This is a genomic window from Pseudomonas sp. S44 (genome assembly GCF_016624805.1).
GTDB classification, from domain to species: domain Bacteria; phylum Pseudomonadota; class Gammaproteobacteria; order Pseudomonadales; family Pseudomonadaceae; genus Aquipseudomonas; species Aquipseudomonas machongensis.
The window spans coordinates 80,650-96,359 of the sequence record NZ_JACVTY010000023.1; the positions used below are offsets into that span (position 1 = coordinate 80,650).

Sequence of the window (15,710 nt, forward strand, 5' to 3'; positions counted from 1 at the left end):
CTAACGAACCTGCCCCAGGTTCGCCTCGCTCATGTCCAACTCCCCCAGCACCTGGCGCACGACTTCATCCCCCACCAGGTGCTGGCGGTGCAGGCTGTAGAGCTCCAACCGCTGCGCACGCAATGCGCGCAGGCGCAGGCGGCGCTCCAGAAGATCCATCTGCTCGGCCAATGCACGCGCTTCGGCGCTGTCGTTGTAGCTGTCCAGCTCGTCCCGGTACTCTGCCATCAGGCGCGCCTTCAGCTCGGTCGCCAGCGTCGCCTGGGCGGCATCCTGCGGGGCATTGGCATCGACGACCTCCTCGGCCTCCAAGGCATGGATGGCCGCTTCTGCAGTACGCCTCCAGGCTTCCTGCACCTCCTGGTGCAGGCGCTCGTCCGGGCTCTTGGTCACCCCGCGCAACAGGATCGGCAGGGCGATGCAGGCACTGATCAGCGACAGCAGGATCACCCCGGCGGCAATGAAGATCAGCAGATCACGCTCCGGGAACGCCTGGCCGGCCCCGATCAGCAAGGGCACCGACATCACACCCGCCAAGGTCACAGCCCCACGCACACCGCCAAGGGTCAACAACCAGCACGAACGTGCGCTGGGCATCAGCACCAACGCCGACTTACCGCGCCAGCGGCGCACCACGCCGATAGCGCGCCACACGCTCTGTACCCAGACGAACCGCAGCAGCACCAACGCCACGAAGATCGCCACCACATCGAGGCAACGCCAGGCCAGGGTCGGCCACAACGACGTTTCGTGGCTGACAACTGCCTTGATGATGTCGGGTAATTGCAAGCCCAGCAGCAGGAAGATCAGACCATTGAAGGCGAACTCCAGCAGCGACCAGACGCTGCGGTTGAGCAGGCGCGTGCTGGTCTGGCGCGGCAACAGGTCGAGCCAGCTCTGCATCATCCCTGCCGCCACCGCAGAGAGAATGCCCGAGACACCGAGTCGTTCGGCCAGTACGTAGGCGGCAAACGGCAACAGCAGCATGAACACCACATGCGTCGCCGGATCGTCCCAGCCCCGGGCGATCATCCAGGCACGCAGGCGCCCCACCAGCCAGCTGAGGCCCACGCCAACCGCAAGCCCGCCGATGGCTACCAGCACGAACGTCAGGCTGGCATCGGTCAACGAAAATACCCCGGTAATGGCAGCTGCCAACGCGAACTTGAACGTCACCAGGCCCGAAGCATCGTTCATCAGTGCTTCGCCCTGGAGCATATGCATCAAGGGGGTTGGCAGGCGATCCTGGGTAATCGCCGAAACCGCCACCGCATCAGTGGGCGAGAGCACCGCGGCCAGGGCGAACGCTACCGGCAGTGGAATGCTTGGCAGGATCCAGTGAATGAAGTACCCCGCTCCCACCACGGTGAACAGCACCAACCCCACGGCCAAGGCCACCACCGGGCCACGAATGCGCCAGAGCTCACGCTTGGGGATGCGCCAGCCATCGGCGAACAGCAGCGGCGGCAGGAACAGAAACAGGAACAGCTCGGGATCGAGGGCCACATGCAGCCCAAGCGTGGGCCAGGCCAGCAGCGCGCCGGCCGCGATCTGCACCAGCGGCAAGGGCAGCGGCACCATGCGTCCGACCAGCTTGGAAAGGCTCACCAGCATCAGCAGGATAAGAACGGTATAGGCTGACTGCATTGGCAAGACTTCCTGTATGAAAGCAGACACGAAAAAAAGGGCCAGACTTCGCCCTTGAAACAATATGTTAGCGGCGAGCGGTGATGATGCACCGCTGAACCATGGTCGAACGCTACCCAGCAATGTGTAACACAATGCTACCTGAGAGGTCGTGATACAGATCGATCGCCTAGCCGGACAGCAAGCCGTGGCGCCAGGCCCATCGATACCGCATAATCGCCCCACCCATTCTTCAAGGAGTATCGGGGACGCCAGGTCCGGCCCGGCAGCCCCAGGCATTCAATGGCTTACACTCTCTACGGCATCAAAGCCTGCGACACCATGAAAAAGGCCCGCACCTGGCTTGAAGAACAGGCCATCGGTTACGCGTTCCACGACTACAAGACCCAAGGCATCGACCGTGACAGCCTCGAGCGCTGGTGCGACGAGCACGGCTGGGAAGTCGTGCTGAACCGCGCCGGCACCACCTTCCGCAAGCTCGACGAGGCCAGCAAGGCTGACCTGAACCAGGCAAAGGCCATCGAGCTGATGCTGGCTCAACCGTCGATGATCAAGCGCCCGGTGCTCGATCTGGGTGACCGCACCCTGGTGGGCTTCAAGCCCGACCTGTACGCCGCGGCACTGGCCTGATTCCGCTCCACACCCTATTTCGCACGAGGTAATTGCATGTCCACCACTCTGTTCAGCCTGGCCTTCGGTGTCGGCACCCAGAACCGCCAGGGCACCTGGCTGGAAGTCTTCTACGCTCAGCCCCTGCTCAACCCGTCCACCGAGCTGGTCGCGGCCGTCGCTCCGATCCTCGGTTACGAAGGCGGCAACCAGGCGATCGCCTTCAGCCCGGCCCAGGCCGCCCAGCTCGCCGACGCGGTCAAGGGCGTGGATGCCGTCCAGCACGCATTGCTGACCCGCCTGGCCGAAAGCCACAAGCCGCTGGTCGCCACCCTGCTCGCCGAAGACGGCGCGCTGACCTCAACCCCCGAGGCCTACCTCAAGCTGCACCTGTTGTCGCACCGTCTGGTCAAGCCGCACGGCGTTTCCCTGGCCGGCATCTTCCCGCTGCTGCCGAACGTGGCCTGGACCAACCAGGGTGCCATCGACCTGGCCGAACTGGCCGAGCAGCAACTGGAAGCACGCCTGAAGGGCGAACTGCTGGAAGTGTTCTCGGTGGACAAGTTCCCGAAGATGACCGACTACGTGGTCCCGAGCGGCGTGCGTATCGCCGACACCGCCCGCGTGCGCCTGGGCGCCTATATCGGCGAAGGCACCACCATCATGCACGAAGGCTTCGTCAACTTTAACGCTGGCACCGAAGGCCCGGGCATGATCGAAGGCCGTGTCTCGGCAGGCGTGTTCGTCGGCAAGGGCTCGGACCTGGGCGGTGGTTGCTCGACCATGGGCACCCTGTCCGGTGGCGGCAACATCGTCATCAAGGTTGGCGAAGGCTGCCTGATCGGCGCCAACGCTGGTATCGGTATCCCGCTGGGCGACCGCAACACTGTCGAAGCCGGCCTTTACATCACCGCTGGCACCAAGGTGAACCTGCTCGACGAGCACAATGAGCTGGTCAAGGTGGTCAAGGCCCGTGACCTGGCCGGCCAGACCGACCTGCTGTTCCGTCGCAACTCGCTCAACGGCGCAGTCGAGTGCAAGACCCACAAGTCGGCCATCGAGCTGAACGAGGCGCTGCACGCACACAACTGAGAACCTTGCAGGCCTCTGTAGAAGCGGGCTTGCCCGCGATCAGCGGACTCTCGGCGTCTGAGATGTTAAGATCGGGTCTGGCACCACGCCAGACCCGATTTTCATTCCAGGCCCCGCAATCATGTTCCAGCCCTCCCCCTGGCGTGCCGACTTTCCCGCCATCACCGCCCTGCAACGGCAGCACCAGACCTACCTGGACAGTGCCGCCACAACGCAGAAACCCCAGGCCTTGCTTGACGCCCTGAGCCACTACTACAGCCATGGTGCAGCCAATGTGCATCGCGCCCAGCACCTGCCTGGCGCGCTGGCGACCCAGGCATTCGAGACCAGTCGCGACAAGGTTGCCACCTGGCTCAACGCCAGTGACTCCCGGCAGGTCATCTTTACCCACGGCGCCACCTCGGCGCTCAACCTGCTGGCCTACGGTCTGGAGCATGGCTTCGAAGCCGGCGACGAAATCGCCGTCAGCGCGCTGGAGCACCACGCCAACCTGCTGCCCTGGCAACAATTGGCGCGGCGCCGCAATCTGCGCCTGGTGGTGCTGCCACTGGACGAACATGGTCGGATCGACCTCGACCAGGCCCTGCAACTGATCGGGCCGCGCACACGCCTGGTGGCGCTGAGCCAACTGTCCAACGTGCTCGGCACCTGGCAGCCATTGCCTGCGCTGCTCGCTCATGCCCGCGCCCAAGGCGCTCTGAGCGTGGTCGATGGCGCCCAGGGCGTGGTTCATGGCCGCCACGACGTGCAGCAACTGGGCTGCGATTTCTACGTATTTTCCAGCCACAAGCTATATGGCCCGGATGGGGTTGGCGCGCTCTATGGCCGCACGGAGGCCCTGGCACGGCTGCGCCACTGGCAGTTCGGCGGCGAGATGGTGCAACTGGCCGACTACCATGAGGCAAGCTTTCGTCCCGCGCCACTGGGCTTCGAGGCGGGCACGCCGCCGATCGCCAGTGTCATCGGCCTGGGCGCGACCCTCGATTACCTTGCCAGCCTCGATCCTGCGGCCGTGGCAGCCCACGAAGCCAGCCTGCACCAGCACCTGGTGCGCGGCCTGGCCGACCGCGAAGGTGTGCGCATGCTCGGCACCCCACAGGGCGCACTGGCCAGTTTCGTCATCGACGGCGTGCACAACGCCGATATCGCCCACCTAATGACCGAACAAGGGATCGCAGTGCGCGCCGGCCATCATTGCGCGATGCCATTGCTCAAGGGACTGGGGCTGGAAGGCGCGATCCGCGTTTCGCTGGGGCTGTACAACGACAGCGACGACCTGCAGCGCTTCTTCGATGCGCTCGACCAGGGCCTGGAGCTGCTGCGGTGAGCCTGCCTGCCGACGCCCAGCAGGCACTGGACACCTTCACCCAGGCAAAAGGCTGGGAACAGCGCGCACGGCTGTTGATGCAGATAGGCGATCGCCTGGAGCCACTGCACGAGTCTGACAAGACCGACGCCAACCGCGTGCATGGCTGCGAAAGCCTGGTCTGGTTGGTGGCTGGCCAGGTCGACGGACAGTGGCGCTTCAAGGCCACCAGTGATGCCCGGCTGCTGCGCGGTCTACTGGCGCTGCTGCTGGTGCGGGTACAGGGGCTGGACAGCGAAGCGTTGGCCGGGTTGGACCTGCGTGAGTGGTTCACACAACTGGGGCTGGAGCGGCAGCTTTCGCCTTCACGCAGCAATGGGCTGCATGCGGTGTTGTTGCGGATGACGGAGTTGGTGACCAACCCTTGAGACGGCAGCACGTGCTTCGCGGATAAATCCAGCCCCTGTGGGAGCGGGTTTACCCGCGAAGAAGCCCGCGCGCTTATTGCGCCTTGACCCGCTCCGAGGGCCGCCGCGCCCCCGCCACCAGCTTCTCCACCGCCTTGCTCACGGCCACCATGCCGAAGGTCGCGGTGACCATCATCACCGCGCCGAAGCCCCCCGAGCAATCCAGGCGCACGCCTTCCCCCACGAAGCTCTTCTGCAGGCAAACACTGCCATCGCCCTTGGGGTAGCGCAGTTGCTCGCTGGAGAAAACACAGGGCACCCCGTAATTACGGCTGACATTGCGCGAGAAGTTGTAGTCCCGGCGCAAGGTGGAACGTACCCGCGACGCCAGTGGGTCATTGAAAGTCTTGTTGAGGTCGCCAATCTGGATCTGGGTCGGATCGATCTGTCCGCCCGCACCACCTGTGGTGACAATCGCAATCTTGCGTCGGCGGCACCAGGCGATCAGCGCGGCCTTGGCCTGCACGCTGTCGATGCAGTCGATCACGCAATCCAGCGACTCGGTGATGTATTCGAGCATGGTGTCACGAGTGACGAAGTCAGCCACCGCATGCACGGTGCAGGCCGGGTTGATCGCGCGCAGGCGCTCGGCCATGACCTCGACCTTCGAGCGCCCCACCTGCCCTTCCAGTGCATGGGCCTGGCGATTGGTGTTGCTGACGCAGACATCGTCCAGATCGAACAGGCTGATTTCGCCCACGCCACTACGCGCCAGGGCTTCCGCCGCCCAAGAACCCACACCGCCGATGCCAACAACCGCCACGTGGGCCTGATGCAGACGTTGCAGGCCGTCATCGCCGTACAGCCGGGCGACACCGGCAAAGCGTGGATCTTCTGTGCTCATGTTGATACCCCGAAAAAACCGGCGCGCATTATATGCCAAGCGGACAGACCGGTGAGGCTTTGTCGACACGAGGGGGCTCTTCGCGCAGCGCGCGTTCATTAGGAAACAGCCTACCAATCCTGCTTTAATGTCTTACCAAACAAGCAGATCTGGACGACAACAGAGCGGGACCCACGGCGCAAGCTTCCCGCCCCTTCCTCGGAAACTGAATCACCTATGTCATCACGCAAATTCGGTCTCAACCTGGTGGTGGTGCTGGCCATTGCCGCGCTGTTCACCGGCTTCTGGGCGCTGGTCAACCGCCCGGTGTCGGCCCCTGCCTGGCCAGAACAGATCTCCGGCTTTTCCTACTCGCCCTTCCGTCTCGGTGAAAGCCCGCAAAAGGGCCAGTACCCCAGCGAAGACGAGATGCGCCAGGATCTGGAGCAACTCAGCAAGCTCACCGACAGCATCCGTATCTATACCGTCGAAGGCACCCAGGCGGAAATTCCGCACCTGGCCGAGGAGCTGGGCCTGCGTGTGACACTGGGCATCTGGATCAGTACGGACCTGGAGCGCAACGAGCGCGAGATCGAAAAAGCCATCGGTCTGGCCAACAGTTCGCGCAGCGTGGTGCGAGTAGTGGTGGGCAACGAGGCGCTGTTCCGCGAGGAGATCACTCCAGAGGCGCTGATCAAGTACCTGGACCGTGTGCGGGCTGCGGTCAAGGTGCCGGTGACCACCAGTGAGCAATGGCACATCTGGAAAGAGCACCCGGAACTGGCCAAGCACGTCGACCTGATCGCCGCGCACATCCTGCCTTACTGGGAGTTCGTGCCGGTGGGCGACTCGATCCAGTTCGTGCTCGACCGCGCCCGCGACCTCAAGCGCCAGTTCCCGCGCAAACCCTTGCTGCTGTCGGAAGTGGGCTGGCCGAGCAATGGCCGCATGCGCGGCGGTGCCGATGCGACCCAGGCTGACCAGGCAATCTACCTGCGCACCCTGGTCAACACCTTGAACCGCCGCGGCTTCAACTACTTCGTGATCGAAGCCTACGACCAACCCTGGAAAGCCAGCGACGAAGGCTCGGTGGGCGCCTACTGGGGCGTGTTCAACGCCGAACGCCAGCAGAAATTCAACTTCGAAGGGCCGGTGGTTGCCATTCCACAATGGCGAGCCCTGGCCGTGGCTTCGGTGGTGCTGGCGATGATCGCCCTGACCGTGCTGCTGATCGACGGCTCGGCCCTGCGCCAACGCGGACGCACCTTCCTGACCTTCATCACCTTCCTCTGCGGGTCGGTGCTGGTGTGGATCGCCTACGACTACAGCCAGCAGTACAGCACCTGGTTCAGCCTGACCGTAGGCTTGCTTCTGGCCCTCGGCGCCATCGGCGTGTTCATCGTCTTGCTCACCGAGGCCCACGAGCTGGCCGAGGCCGTATGGATTCACAAGCGACGACGCGAGTTCCTGCCGGTGCAGGGCGACGCTGCGTACCGGCCCAAGGTCTCGGTGCACGTGCCGTGCTACAACGAGCCACCGGAGATGGTGAAACAGACCCTCGACGCCCTCGCCGCCCTGGACTATCCAGACTACGAAGTATTGGTGATCGACAACAACACCAAGGACCCGGCCGTGTGGGAGCCGCTCAAGGCCCACTGCGAGAAACTCGGCGAGCGCTTCAGGTTCTTCCATGTGGCCCCGCTGGCGGGCTTCAAGGGCGGCGCACTGAATTACCTGATCCCGCACACCGCCAAAGACGCCGAGGTGATCGCGGTGATCGACTCGGACTACTGCGTCGACCGCAACTGGCTCAAGCACATGGTGCCGCACTTCGCCGACCCGAAGATCGCCGTGGTGCAGTCGCCGCAGGACTACCGCGACCAGCACGAGAGCGCCTTCAAGAAGCTCTGCTACAGCGAGTACAAGGGCTTCTTCCACATCGGCATGGTCACCCGCAACGACCGTGACGCGATCATCCAGCATGGCACCATGACCATGACCCGCCGCAGCGTGCTCGAAGAGCTGGGCTGGGCCGAATGGTGCATTTGCGAGGATGCCGAGCTGGGCCTGCGAGTGTTCGAGAAGGGGCTGTCGGCTGCCTACGCTCACAACAGCTATGGCAAGGGCCTGATGCCCGACACCTTCATCGACTTCAAGAAACAGCGCTTCCGCTGGGCCTATGGTGCGATCCAAATCATCAAGCACCACGCCAGCGCTCTTCTGCGCGGTAAAAACAGCGAGCTGACCCGTGGCCAGCGCTACCATTTCCTGGCCGGCTGGCTGCCATGGATCGCCGACGGCATGAACATTTTCTTCACCGTCGGCGCATTGTTGTGGTCGGCGGCAATGATCATCGTGCCGCATCGCGTCGATCCACCGCTGATGATCTTTGCCATCCCGCCGCTGGCGCTGTTCTTCTTCAAGGTCGGCAAGATCGTCTTCCTCTACCGCCGTGCGGTGGGGGTCAACATGAAGGATGCCTTCGCCGCCGCCCTGGCGGGCCTGGCGTTGTCGCACACTATCGCCAAGGCGGTGCTGTACGGCTTCTTCACCAGCAGCATGCCGTTCTTCCGCACCCCGAAGAACGCCGACAGCCATGGCGTGCTGGTGGCGATCTCCGAGGCACGCGAAGAACTGTTCATCATGTTGCTGTTGTGGAGCGCAGCGGCTGGGATCTACCTGGTGCAAGGGCTGCCCAGTTCCGACATGCGTTTCTGGGTAGCGATGCTGCTGGTGCAGTCGCTGCCATATCTGGCGGCATTGGTGATGGCGTTGCTGTCGTCGCTGCCCAAGCCTGGAGAAAAGGCCGCCGAACCGCAGCAGGCCTGATGTAGCGGGGGCTGCTTGGCAGCCCATTCGCGGGCAAGCCCGCTCCTACAGGTACCGCACCGGTGCTGTGGACCGTGCATGGGCTGGCAGGGGCGAACCACCGCTGCGACTTGCTGGCGAATGGGCCGTGAAGCCTGAAATCATTTGATATAAGATAACGCCCCCAAGATTTCCCGCCTTGCCTTGCCCCGGAGTCCCCCATGACGGCCCCAGCCGAGCTCTCGCCCACCCTTCAACTGGCCTGCGACCTGATCCGTCGCCCCTCGGTGACGCCGGTCGATGCCGACTGCCAGACCCAGATGATGAACCGCCTGGGTGCCGTCGGCTTCCAGCTCGAGCCGATGCGCTTCGAGGACGTCGACAACTTCTGGGCCACCCATGGCAACCAGGACGGCCCGGTGCTGTGCTTCGCCGGTCACACCGACGTGGTGCCCACCGGCCCCGTGCAGCAATGGCAGCATGAGCCTTTCGACGCGCTGATCGACGCCGACGGCATGCTCTGCGGCCGCGGTGCTGCCGACATGAAAGGCAGCCTGGCCTCGATGGTGATCGCCAGTGAGCGCTTCGTGAACGATTACCCCAATCACCGCGGCAAGGTGGCTTTCCTCATCACCAGTGACGAGGAAGGTCCAGCGCATCACGGCACCAAAGCGGTGGTCGAATTGCTCAAGGCCCGCAACGAGCGCCTGGACTGGTGCATCGTCGGCGAGCCGTCGAGCACCACGCTGCTCGGGGACGTGGTCAAGAACGGCCGTCGCGGCTCGCTCGGCGCCAAGCTGACCGTGCGCGGCAAGCAGGGTCACGTGGCCTACCCGCACCTGGCCCGCAACCCGATCCACCTGGCCGCACCGGCCCTGGCAGAACTTGCCGCCGAACACTGGGACGAGGGCAATGCCTTCTTCCCGCCGACCAGCTTCCAGATCTCCAACCTCAACTCCGGCACCGGCGCCACCAACGTGGTCCCGGGCGACCTGATCGCGCTGTTCAACTTCCGTTTCTCCACCGAGTCGACCGTCGAAGGCCTGCAGCAGCGGGTCGCGACGATTCTCGACAAGCACCAGTTGGACTGGTCGATCGACTGGGCGCTGTCGGGCCTGCCGTTCCTCACCGAACCGGGTGAGCTGCTCGATGCGGTGTCATCGAGCATCAAGGCCGTCACCGGTCGCGACACCCAGCCGTCCACCAGCGGCGGCACCTCCGATGGCCGCTTCATCGCCACCATGGGCACCCAGGTGGTCGAACTGGGTCCGGTCAACGCCACCATCCACCAGGTGGACGAGCGCATCCTGGCCAGCGACCTGGACCTGCTGACCGAAATCTACTACCAAACCCTGGTGCGGTTGCTCGCCTGATGCTTGCCTGCCCCCTCTGCCAGGCGCCCCTGGCGCAGCTCGACAACGGCGTGGCCTGCCCTGCCGGCCACCGCTTCGACCGCGCCCGCCAAGGCTACCTGAACCTGCTGCCAGTACAGCACAAGAACAGCCGCGACCCGGGCGACAATCAAGCGATGGTCGAGGCTCGCCGCGACTTCCTCGACGCCGGTCACTACGCTCCGGTAGCCGCGCGCCTGGCGCAACTGGCCGCCGAGCGCCAGCCTGCAACGTGGCTCGACATTGGCTGCGGCGAGGGCTATTACACCGCGCAGATCGCCCAGGCGCTGCCAACGGCAGACGGCTATGCCCTGGACATCTCCCGCGAGGCAGTCAAGCGCGCCTGCCGCCGCGCGCCGCAGTTGACCTGGATGGTCGCCAGCATGGCTCGAGTGCCGATGGCGGACGCCAGTTGCAACTTCATCGCCAGTGTCTTCAGCCCGCTGGACTGGGCCGAAGCCAAGCGCCTGCTCGCCCCAGGTGGCGGCCTGATGCGGGTCGGACCGACCAGCGGCCACCTGATGGAGTTGCGCCAGATGCTCTACGATGAAGTGCGCCCCTACGCCGACGACAAGCACCTGGCCTTGGTCCCGGACGGCATGCAGCACGCCCACGGCGAGGTGCTCGAGTTCACCCTGACACTGCGCGAAGGCAAGGCCCGCGCGGACCTGCTGGCGATGACCCCGCACGGCTGGCGCGCCAGCGCCGAGAAACGTGCCAGCGTGATCGAGCAGCCTGAGCCGTTCGACGTCACGGTTTCCATGCGTTATGACTATTTCGTGCGCCAAGACTGAGCACACCCGGAGCCCTGAAATGCGCCAACCCGATATCGAGATCTACCTCAAGGACGCCGACGTCGATCACAAGCAGATCGCCGACTGGCTGACCCAGGCCTTGGGCCCATGCAGCGAATGGAAACAGAAAGGCCAGACCTTCAAGTGCACAGCCGGTAACATTCCGGTCACCTGGTTACCCAAGGCTGTAGGGAAATGGAACAGCCTGTACCTGGAAAGCGATCAGACGCCGTGGGCCGATGATGTCGCTTGCGCCCGCGCCGCCTTCGCTGCGCTCAATGTCGAAGTGCGCTGCGCGCCGGGCAGTTGGGTCGAGGAAGATGGTGAAGAGGATGCCGATCGCTGGATCCGCATCAGCGCCGACGGTGAAGAGGAAATCACCTGGCGCACCAGCTGAAAAAGCTCGCATCAGGCTGCAAGTTCCACGGACAACCTGCAGCTTGAAGCGTGCCGACTACGTGTCAGAGACCGACCACGTCCTCTGCCTGCAGGCCTTTCTGGCCCTGCACCAGGGAGTATTCGACCTGCTGTCCCTCGACCAGGGTACGATGCCCCTCACCGCGGATCGCACGATAGTGGACGAACACATCCGCTCCCCCGTCGCGCTGAATGAAGCCAAAACCCTTGGCATCGTTGAACCACTTCACATTCCCAGTCTCACGAGACGACATCTGAAACACTCCGGATTTTTATTTTGAAGATCGCCTTGCAGGCACAGGGTCTCCTCCCTGTGCCGACACTGCTTGAGGAAATTTCCTGCAAGGTGCGGACCGAGTATATGACAGACAACAAAAAAATTTGATGACTGGCCCGTGGATGGCCGATTTTTGCTGAACTTATGCAGATACAGCAGCCTAACTTGCTGGTATATCACCTGATACATTTTCCAGGGCAGACACCCCATGACCCGTTCCCCCCTGCGCCGCCTGATCTTCGGCGCCCTGCGTCGCGTGCTCTATCTGTGGGTGCGATCCGAAACCATCAATCAGTCTTCGCTGACGCTCAAGCTCGACCGCAGCCGCCCGGTGTTCTATGCCTTGCCCTCGCCGTCGCTCACTGACCTGGCGGTGGTCGACCGCGAATGCACCAAAGCGGGGCTGCCACGCCCCGTGTTGCCCGTTGCCGTTGGGCCGCTGCACGAACCTGCGGCGTTCTTCTACCTCACCCCAGACCCGGACTGGCTAGGCCGCCAGGACAAACGCGGCGCGCCCCCCACCCTGGAGCGCCTGATCGCGGCCATTGGCGAGCATGCCGAAGAGGATGCGCAAATCATTCCGGTCAGCGTGTTCTGGGGGCAGACCCCGGCCAGCGAATCCAGCCCGTGGAAACTGTTGTTCGCCGACAGCTGGGCAGTCACCGGCCGTCTGCGCCGGCTGCTCAGTGTGTTGATCCTCGGCCGCAAGACCCGCGTGCAGTTCTCCGCGCCGATCCACCTGCGTGAACTGGTGCAGCACAACAAGGGCCAGGAGCGTACCGTGCGCATGGCCCAGCGCCTGCTGCGCGTGCATTTTCGCAACCTCAAGACCGCAGTGATCGGGCCGGACATCTCGCACCGACGCAACCTGGTCAAGGGCCTGGTCCATGACCCGCTGGTACGCCAGGCAATCAGCGATGAAGCCGAGCGCGAGAAGATCCCTTACGCCAAGGCCGAGGCCAAGGCGCTGCACTACGGCAACGAGATCGCCTCGGACTACACCTACACCGCGATCCGCTTCCTGGAAGTGGTGCTGAGCTGGTTCTGGAACAAGATCTACGACGGCATCAAGGTCAACCACATCGAACAGGTGCAAGGCATCGCACCGGGCCACGAAGTGATCTACGTGCCGTGCCATCGCAGCCACATCGACTACCTGCTGCTGTCGTACCTGTTGTTCCGCAATGGCCTGACGCCGCCGCACATCGCCGCCGGCATCAACCTCAACATGCCGGTGATCGGCGGCCTGTTGCGCCGCGGTGGTGCGTTCTTCATGCGCCGGACGTTCAAGGGTAACCCGTTGTACACCGCAGTGTTCAACGAGTACCTGCACACCTTGTTCACCAAGGGTTTCCCGGTGGAGTACTTCGTCGAGGGCGGACGCTCGCGCACCGGGCGCATGCTGCAGCCACGCCCGGGCATGCTGGCGATCACCCTGCGCAGCTTCCTGCGCTCCTCGCGCACGCCAATCGTCTTCGTGCCGGTCTATATCGGCTATGAACGCGTACTCGAAGGCCGCACCTACCTGGGAGAGCTGCGTGGTGCGAGCAAGAAGAAAGAGTCGATTTTCGACATCTTCAAGGTCATCGGCGCCCTCAAGCAACGCTTCGGCCAGGTCTATGTCAACTTCGGCGAACCGATCCGCCTGGGCGCGTTCCTGGACCAGCAGCAACCTGGCTGGCGCGAGCAAGACCTTGCCCCGCAGTTCCGCCCGGCTTGGCTCAACGACACCACTACACGCCTGGGCCAGACGGTGGCCCAACACCTGAACGGTGCGGCAGCCATCAACCCGGTCAACCTGGTAGCCCTCGCGCTGCTCTCGACCAGCCGCCTGGCGCTCGACGAGCGCGCCCTGATTCGTGTGCTCGACCTCTACCTGGCCCTGCTGCGCCAGGTGCCCTACTCAAGCCACGTGACCCTGCCCGAAGGCGACGGCAAGGCGCTGATCGAACATGTCAGGGGCATGGAGTTGCTGGCCGAACAGAAGGACGCCCTGGGGCGTATCCTCTACCTGGACGAAGCCAATGCGGTGCTGATGACCTATTACCGCAACAACGTCCTGCACATCTTCGCCCTGCCGGCGCTGCTCGCCAGTTTCTTCCTCAGCAGCTCGCGGATGAGTCGCGAACTGGTGGGGCAATATGTACAGGCGCTTTACCCGTACCTGCAGGCCGAATTGTTCCTGCGCTGGACACCGGAGCAACTCGACGAGGCCATCGACCAATGGCTGAGCGCACTGGTCGAGCAAGGCCTGCTGCGCTTCGAGAACGGCGTGTACCTGCGTCCGGCGCCCAGCTCGCGCCAGTTCGTGCTGCTCACCCTGTTGGCCCGCGCCATCACCCAGACGCTACAGCGTTTCTACATGGCCACTTCGCTGCTGCTCAACAGTGGCCAGCACAGCCTGAACGCCGAAGAACTGGAAGACCTGTGCGTGATGATGGCCCAGCGCCTGTCGATCCTGCATGGGCTCAATGCCCCGGAGTTCTTCGACAAGACCCTGTTCCGCCACTTCATCCAGACCCTGGTGCGTGAAGGCGTGCTGCTGCCCGATGGCAATGGCAAGCTCGGCTACCACGACAAACTCGCCGAGCTGGCCGAAGGCGTCGCCAAGCGCGTGCTGTCGGCGGAGCTGCGCTTGTCGATCCGGCAGGTGGCGCTGCATAGGGACGACACCGGAGAACAGGCTATCGCCTGATCCAGGGTTGGCCTTTTCGCAGGCAAGCCCACCCCTGCAAGATTTTGTAGGAGCGGGCTTGCCAGCGAAAAGACCAACGCGGCAAATGTTCCGGGCATGGCGCTGAGCACCGGACAGATTTCCTTCCCCACCCGCCATTGCGCTAAAGTCCCAGTGGTCGGCCACAAGCCCACGCCAAGGACTGCGGAGATTCCATGAAAAAACTTCTCACGCTGTGCTGTGCCACCCTGCTCACAGCCTGCTCCAGCCATACCCCGTCCCACCAGGCCAGCCTGGAAGGCGAAGTCTTCTACCTGCAGCGCATTGCCCTGCCGCCCGCCGCTACGCTCAGCGTGAGCCTGCAGGATGTCTCGCTGATGGACGCCCCGGCCGTCACCCTGGCCAGCCAGTCAGGTCCGGTCAAAGGCAACGTGCCACTGCCGTTCCAGCTCAGCTACGACCCGGCCAAGGTCCAACCGGGTCATCGCTACGCCGTCAGCGCGCGTATCGAGCTCGATGGCAAGTTGCTGTTCATCAACACCGAACACCACGGCGTCCGACTCGACGGCAGCGACCCGCAACCTGTGCGGATCAAAGTCGATCAGGTGCGCTGATCCCGCTTCATTTCTGCCCATAAGGAAGTCTCCATGATTCGCTCCTCCTTGCGCTTCACCACCCTGTGCGCCGGCTTGCTGTTGTCGGCCAGCGCCCTGGCCCTGTCGCTTGGCGACCTGTCCCAGAGCGACGCCTCCGGCGGCCTCAAGGACGCCCTGACTCAGGGCGCGCAGATTGCCGTCAAGCAGTTGAGCACCCCAGGGGGCTTCAACAATAACCCTGACGTACGCATCGAACTGCCCGGCAACCTGGGCAAGGCCGCCAAAGCGATGAAGATGTTTGGCAAGGGCGATCAGGTCGATGCCCTGGAAAACAGCATGAACAAGGCTGCTGAGGCTGCCGTGCCACAAGCCCAGGCGATTCTCGTGGATGCGGTGAAAAAGATGACCGTCACCGATGCCAAGGGCATCCTCAGCGGTGGTGAGGATTCGGCCACCCAGTACCTGAACAAGAGCAGCCGCGAGCAGATTCGCGCCAAGTTCCTGCCGATCGTCAAGCAGGCTACCGACAAGGTCGGTCTGGCCCAGCAGTACAACAGCTTCGCCGGCCAGGCCAAGGGGCTGGGCCTGATCAAGGACGACGCCAATATCGAGAACTATGTGACCGAAAAGGCCCTGGATGGGCTGTTCGAAATGATTGCCAAGCAAGAACAGAGCATCCGCCAGAACCCGGCACAGGCCGCGACCAGCCTGGCCAAGAAAGTGTTCGGCGCACTCTGATTCGCCCAACGTCACTGCCTGAACGTGCATAGCGGGGCAACCCCCCCGCTGGCCCCCCCCCCCCCCCCCCC

14 protein-coding genes are annotated in these 15,710 nt (G+C 63.7%); 11 read left to right on the top strand and 3 right to left on the bottom strand.

Annotation, left to right across the window (positions count from 1 at the left end; all coding sequences use genetic code 11):
- On the bottom strand, positions 1-1,647 hold the full coding sequence (locus tag IAE40_RS17655; protein WP_054891085.1) for a Na+/H+ antiporter: 1,647 nt from the start codon (positions 1,645-1,647) through the stop codon (positions 1-3).
- 282 nt (positions 1,648-1,929) lie between these two features.
- On the opposite strand from IAE40_RS17655, the gene IAE40_RS17660 reads away from it, so the two are divergent.
- The 4 genes from IAE40_RS17660 (at position 1,930) to IAE40_RS17675 (ending at position 5,082) form a co-directional block, all read left to right on the top strand.
- Positions 1,930-2,277: an ArsC family reductase gene (locus IAE40_RS17660; protein ID WP_054891086.1), complete on the top strand. Its 348-nt coding sequence runs from the start codon at positions 1,930-1,932 to the stop codon at positions 2,275-2,277.
- 36 nt (positions 2,278-2,313) lie between these two features.
- A complete protein-coding gene (gene dapD, locus IAE40_RS17665; protein WP_153773130.1) occupies positions 2,314-3,348 on the top strand; it encodes a 2,3,4,5-tetrahydropyridine-2,6-dicarboxylate N-succinyltransferase in 1,035 nt (344 codons plus the stop codon).
- 121 nt (positions 3,349-3,469) lie between these two features.
- Entirely contained in the window at positions 3,470-4,675 is a 1,206-nt protein-coding gene (locus IAE40_RS17670) for a cysteine desulfurase (RefSeq protein WP_200603607.1), read from the top strand.
- Positions 4,672-5,082, top strand: coding sequence for a SufE family protein (locus IAE40_RS17675; protein WP_200603608.1), 411 nt, complete (start codon positions 4,672-4,674; stop codon positions 5,080-5,082). Before IAE40_RS17670 ends, IAE40_RS17675 begins: the two co-directional genes overlap by 4 nt.
- Positions 5,083-5,155: 73 nt before the next feature.
- Here the strand turns inward: IAE40_RS17675 and tcdA are convergent, their stop codons facing one another.
- Complete coding sequence (gene tcdA, locus IAE40_RS17680; RefSeq protein ID WP_197890556.1) at positions 5,156-5,965, bottom strand: tRNA cyclic N6-threonylcarbamoyladenosine(37) synthase TcdA; 810 nt, start codon at positions 5,963-5,965, stop codon at positions 5,156-5,158.
- A gap of 216 nt (positions 5,966-6,181) precedes the next feature.
- On the opposite strand from tcdA, the gene IAE40_RS17685 reads away from it, so the two are divergent.
- From IAE40_RS17685 to IAE40_RS17700, 4 genes are all read left to right on the top strand, one after another.
- Positions 6,182-8,773 (top strand): glycosyltransferase, encoded by a 2,592-nt coding sequence (locus IAE40_RS17685; RefSeq protein WP_153773133.1) that lies wholly within the window; start codon positions 6,182-6,184, stop codon positions 8,771-8,773.
- A 200-nt stretch (positions 8,774-8,973) separates the two neighbouring features.
- The gene (gene dapE, locus IAE40_RS17690) at positions 8,974-10,125 is read left to right on the top strand and encodes a succinyl-diaminopimelate desuccinylase (RefSeq protein ID WP_063545927.1); all 1,152 of its coding nucleotides are present in this window, start codon (positions 8,974-8,976) and stop codon (positions 10,123-10,125) included.
- On the top strand, positions 10,125-10,937 hold the full coding sequence (locus IAE40_RS17695) for a putative RNA methyltransferase (protein ID WP_197890550.1): 813 nt from the start codon (positions 10,125-10,127) through the stop codon (positions 10,935-10,937). The genes dapE and IAE40_RS17695 overlap by 1 nt, the downstream gene beginning before the upstream one ends.
- 19 nt (positions 10,938-10,956) lie before the next feature.
- Complete coding sequence (locus IAE40_RS17700; RefSeq protein WP_054894467.1) at positions 10,957-11,334, top strand: hypothetical protein; 378 nt, start codon at positions 10,957-10,959, stop codon at positions 11,332-11,334.
- Between the two features lie 64 nt (positions 11,335-11,398).
- Here the strand turns inward: IAE40_RS17700 and IAE40_RS17705 are convergent, their stop codons facing one another.
- Positions 11,399-11,608: a cold-shock protein gene (locus IAE40_RS17705; RefSeq protein WP_065862298.1), complete on the bottom strand. Its 210-nt coding sequence runs from the start codon at positions 11,606-11,608 to the stop codon at positions 11,399-11,401.
- Positions 11,609-11,839: 231 nt separating this feature from the next.
- On the opposite strand from IAE40_RS17705, the gene plsB reads away from it, so the two are divergent.
- The 3 genes from plsB to IAE40_RS17720 all read left to right on the top strand — a co-directional run bounded on the left by plsB (position 11,840) and on the right by IAE40_RS17720 (position 15,639).
- Entirely contained in the window at positions 11,840-14,326 is a 2,487-nt protein-coding gene (plsB, locus tag IAE40_RS17710; RefSeq protein WP_153773135.1) for a glycerol-3-phosphate 1-O-acyltransferase PlsB, read from the top strand.
- A gap of 194 nt (positions 14,327-14,520) precedes the next feature.
- On the top strand, positions 14,521-14,919 hold the full coding sequence (locus tag IAE40_RS17715) for a YbaY family lipoprotein (protein WP_054894469.1): 399 nt from the start codon (positions 14,521-14,523) through the stop codon (positions 14,917-14,919).
- A 33-nt stretch (positions 14,920-14,952) separates the two neighbouring features.
- On the top strand, positions 14,953-15,639 hold the full coding sequence (locus IAE40_RS17720) for a DUF4197 domain-containing protein (RefSeq protein ID WP_054894470.1): 687 nt from the start codon (positions 14,953-14,955) through the stop codon (positions 15,637-15,639).
- The last annotated feature ends 71 nt before the right edge of the window (positions 15,640-15,710 follow it).

Coding starts and splice junctions, on each gene's coding strand:
- IAE40_RS17685 (WP_153773133.1), top strand. CDS start 6,182: ATGTCATCACGCAAATTCGGTCTCAACCTGGTGGTGGTGCTGGCCATT.
- IAE40_RS17655 (WP_054891085.1), bottom strand. CDS start 1,647: ATGCAGTCAGCCTATACCGTTCTTATCCTGCTGATGCTGGTGAGCCTT.
- dapD (WP_153773130.1), top strand. CDS start 2,314: ATGTCCACCACTCTGTTCAGCCTGGCCTTCGGTGTCGGCACCCAGAAC.
- IAE40_RS17660 (WP_054891086.1), top strand. CDS start 1,930: ATGGCTTACACTCTCTACGGCATCAAAGCCTGCGACACCATGAAAAAG.
- IAE40_RS17670 (WP_200603607.1), top strand. CDS start 3,470: ATGTTCCAGCCCTCCCCCTGGCGTGCCGACTTTCCCGCCATCACCGCC.
- plsB (WP_153773135.1), top strand. CDS start 11,840: ATGACCCGTTCCCCCCTGCGCCGCCTGATCTTCGGCGCCCTGCGTCGC.
- IAE40_RS17700 (WP_054894467.1), top strand. CDS start 10,957: ATGCGCCAACCCGATATCGAGATCTACCTCAAGGACGCCGACGTCGAT.
- IAE40_RS17715 (WP_054894469.1), top strand. CDS start 14,521: ATGAAAAAACTTCTCACGCTGTGCTGTGCCACCCTGCTCACAGCCTGC.
- dapE (WP_063545927.1), top strand. CDS start 8,974: ATGACGGCCCCAGCCGAGCTCTCGCCCACCCTTCAACTGGCCTGCGAC.
- IAE40_RS17695 (WP_197890550.1), top strand. CDS start 10,125: ATGCTTGCCTGCCCCCTCTGCCAGGCGCCCCTGGCGCAGCTCGACAAC.
- IAE40_RS17705 (WP_065862298.1), bottom strand. CDS start 11,608: ATGTCGTCTCGTGAGACTGGGAATGTGAAGTGGTTCAACGATGCCAAG.
- tcdA (WP_197890556.1), bottom strand. CDS start 5,965: ATGAGCACAGAAGATCCACGCTTTGCCGGTGTCGCCCGGCTGTACGGC.
- IAE40_RS17720 (WP_054894470.1), top strand. CDS start 14,953: ATGATTCGCTCCTCCTTGCGCTTCACCACCCTGTGCGCCGGCTTGCTG.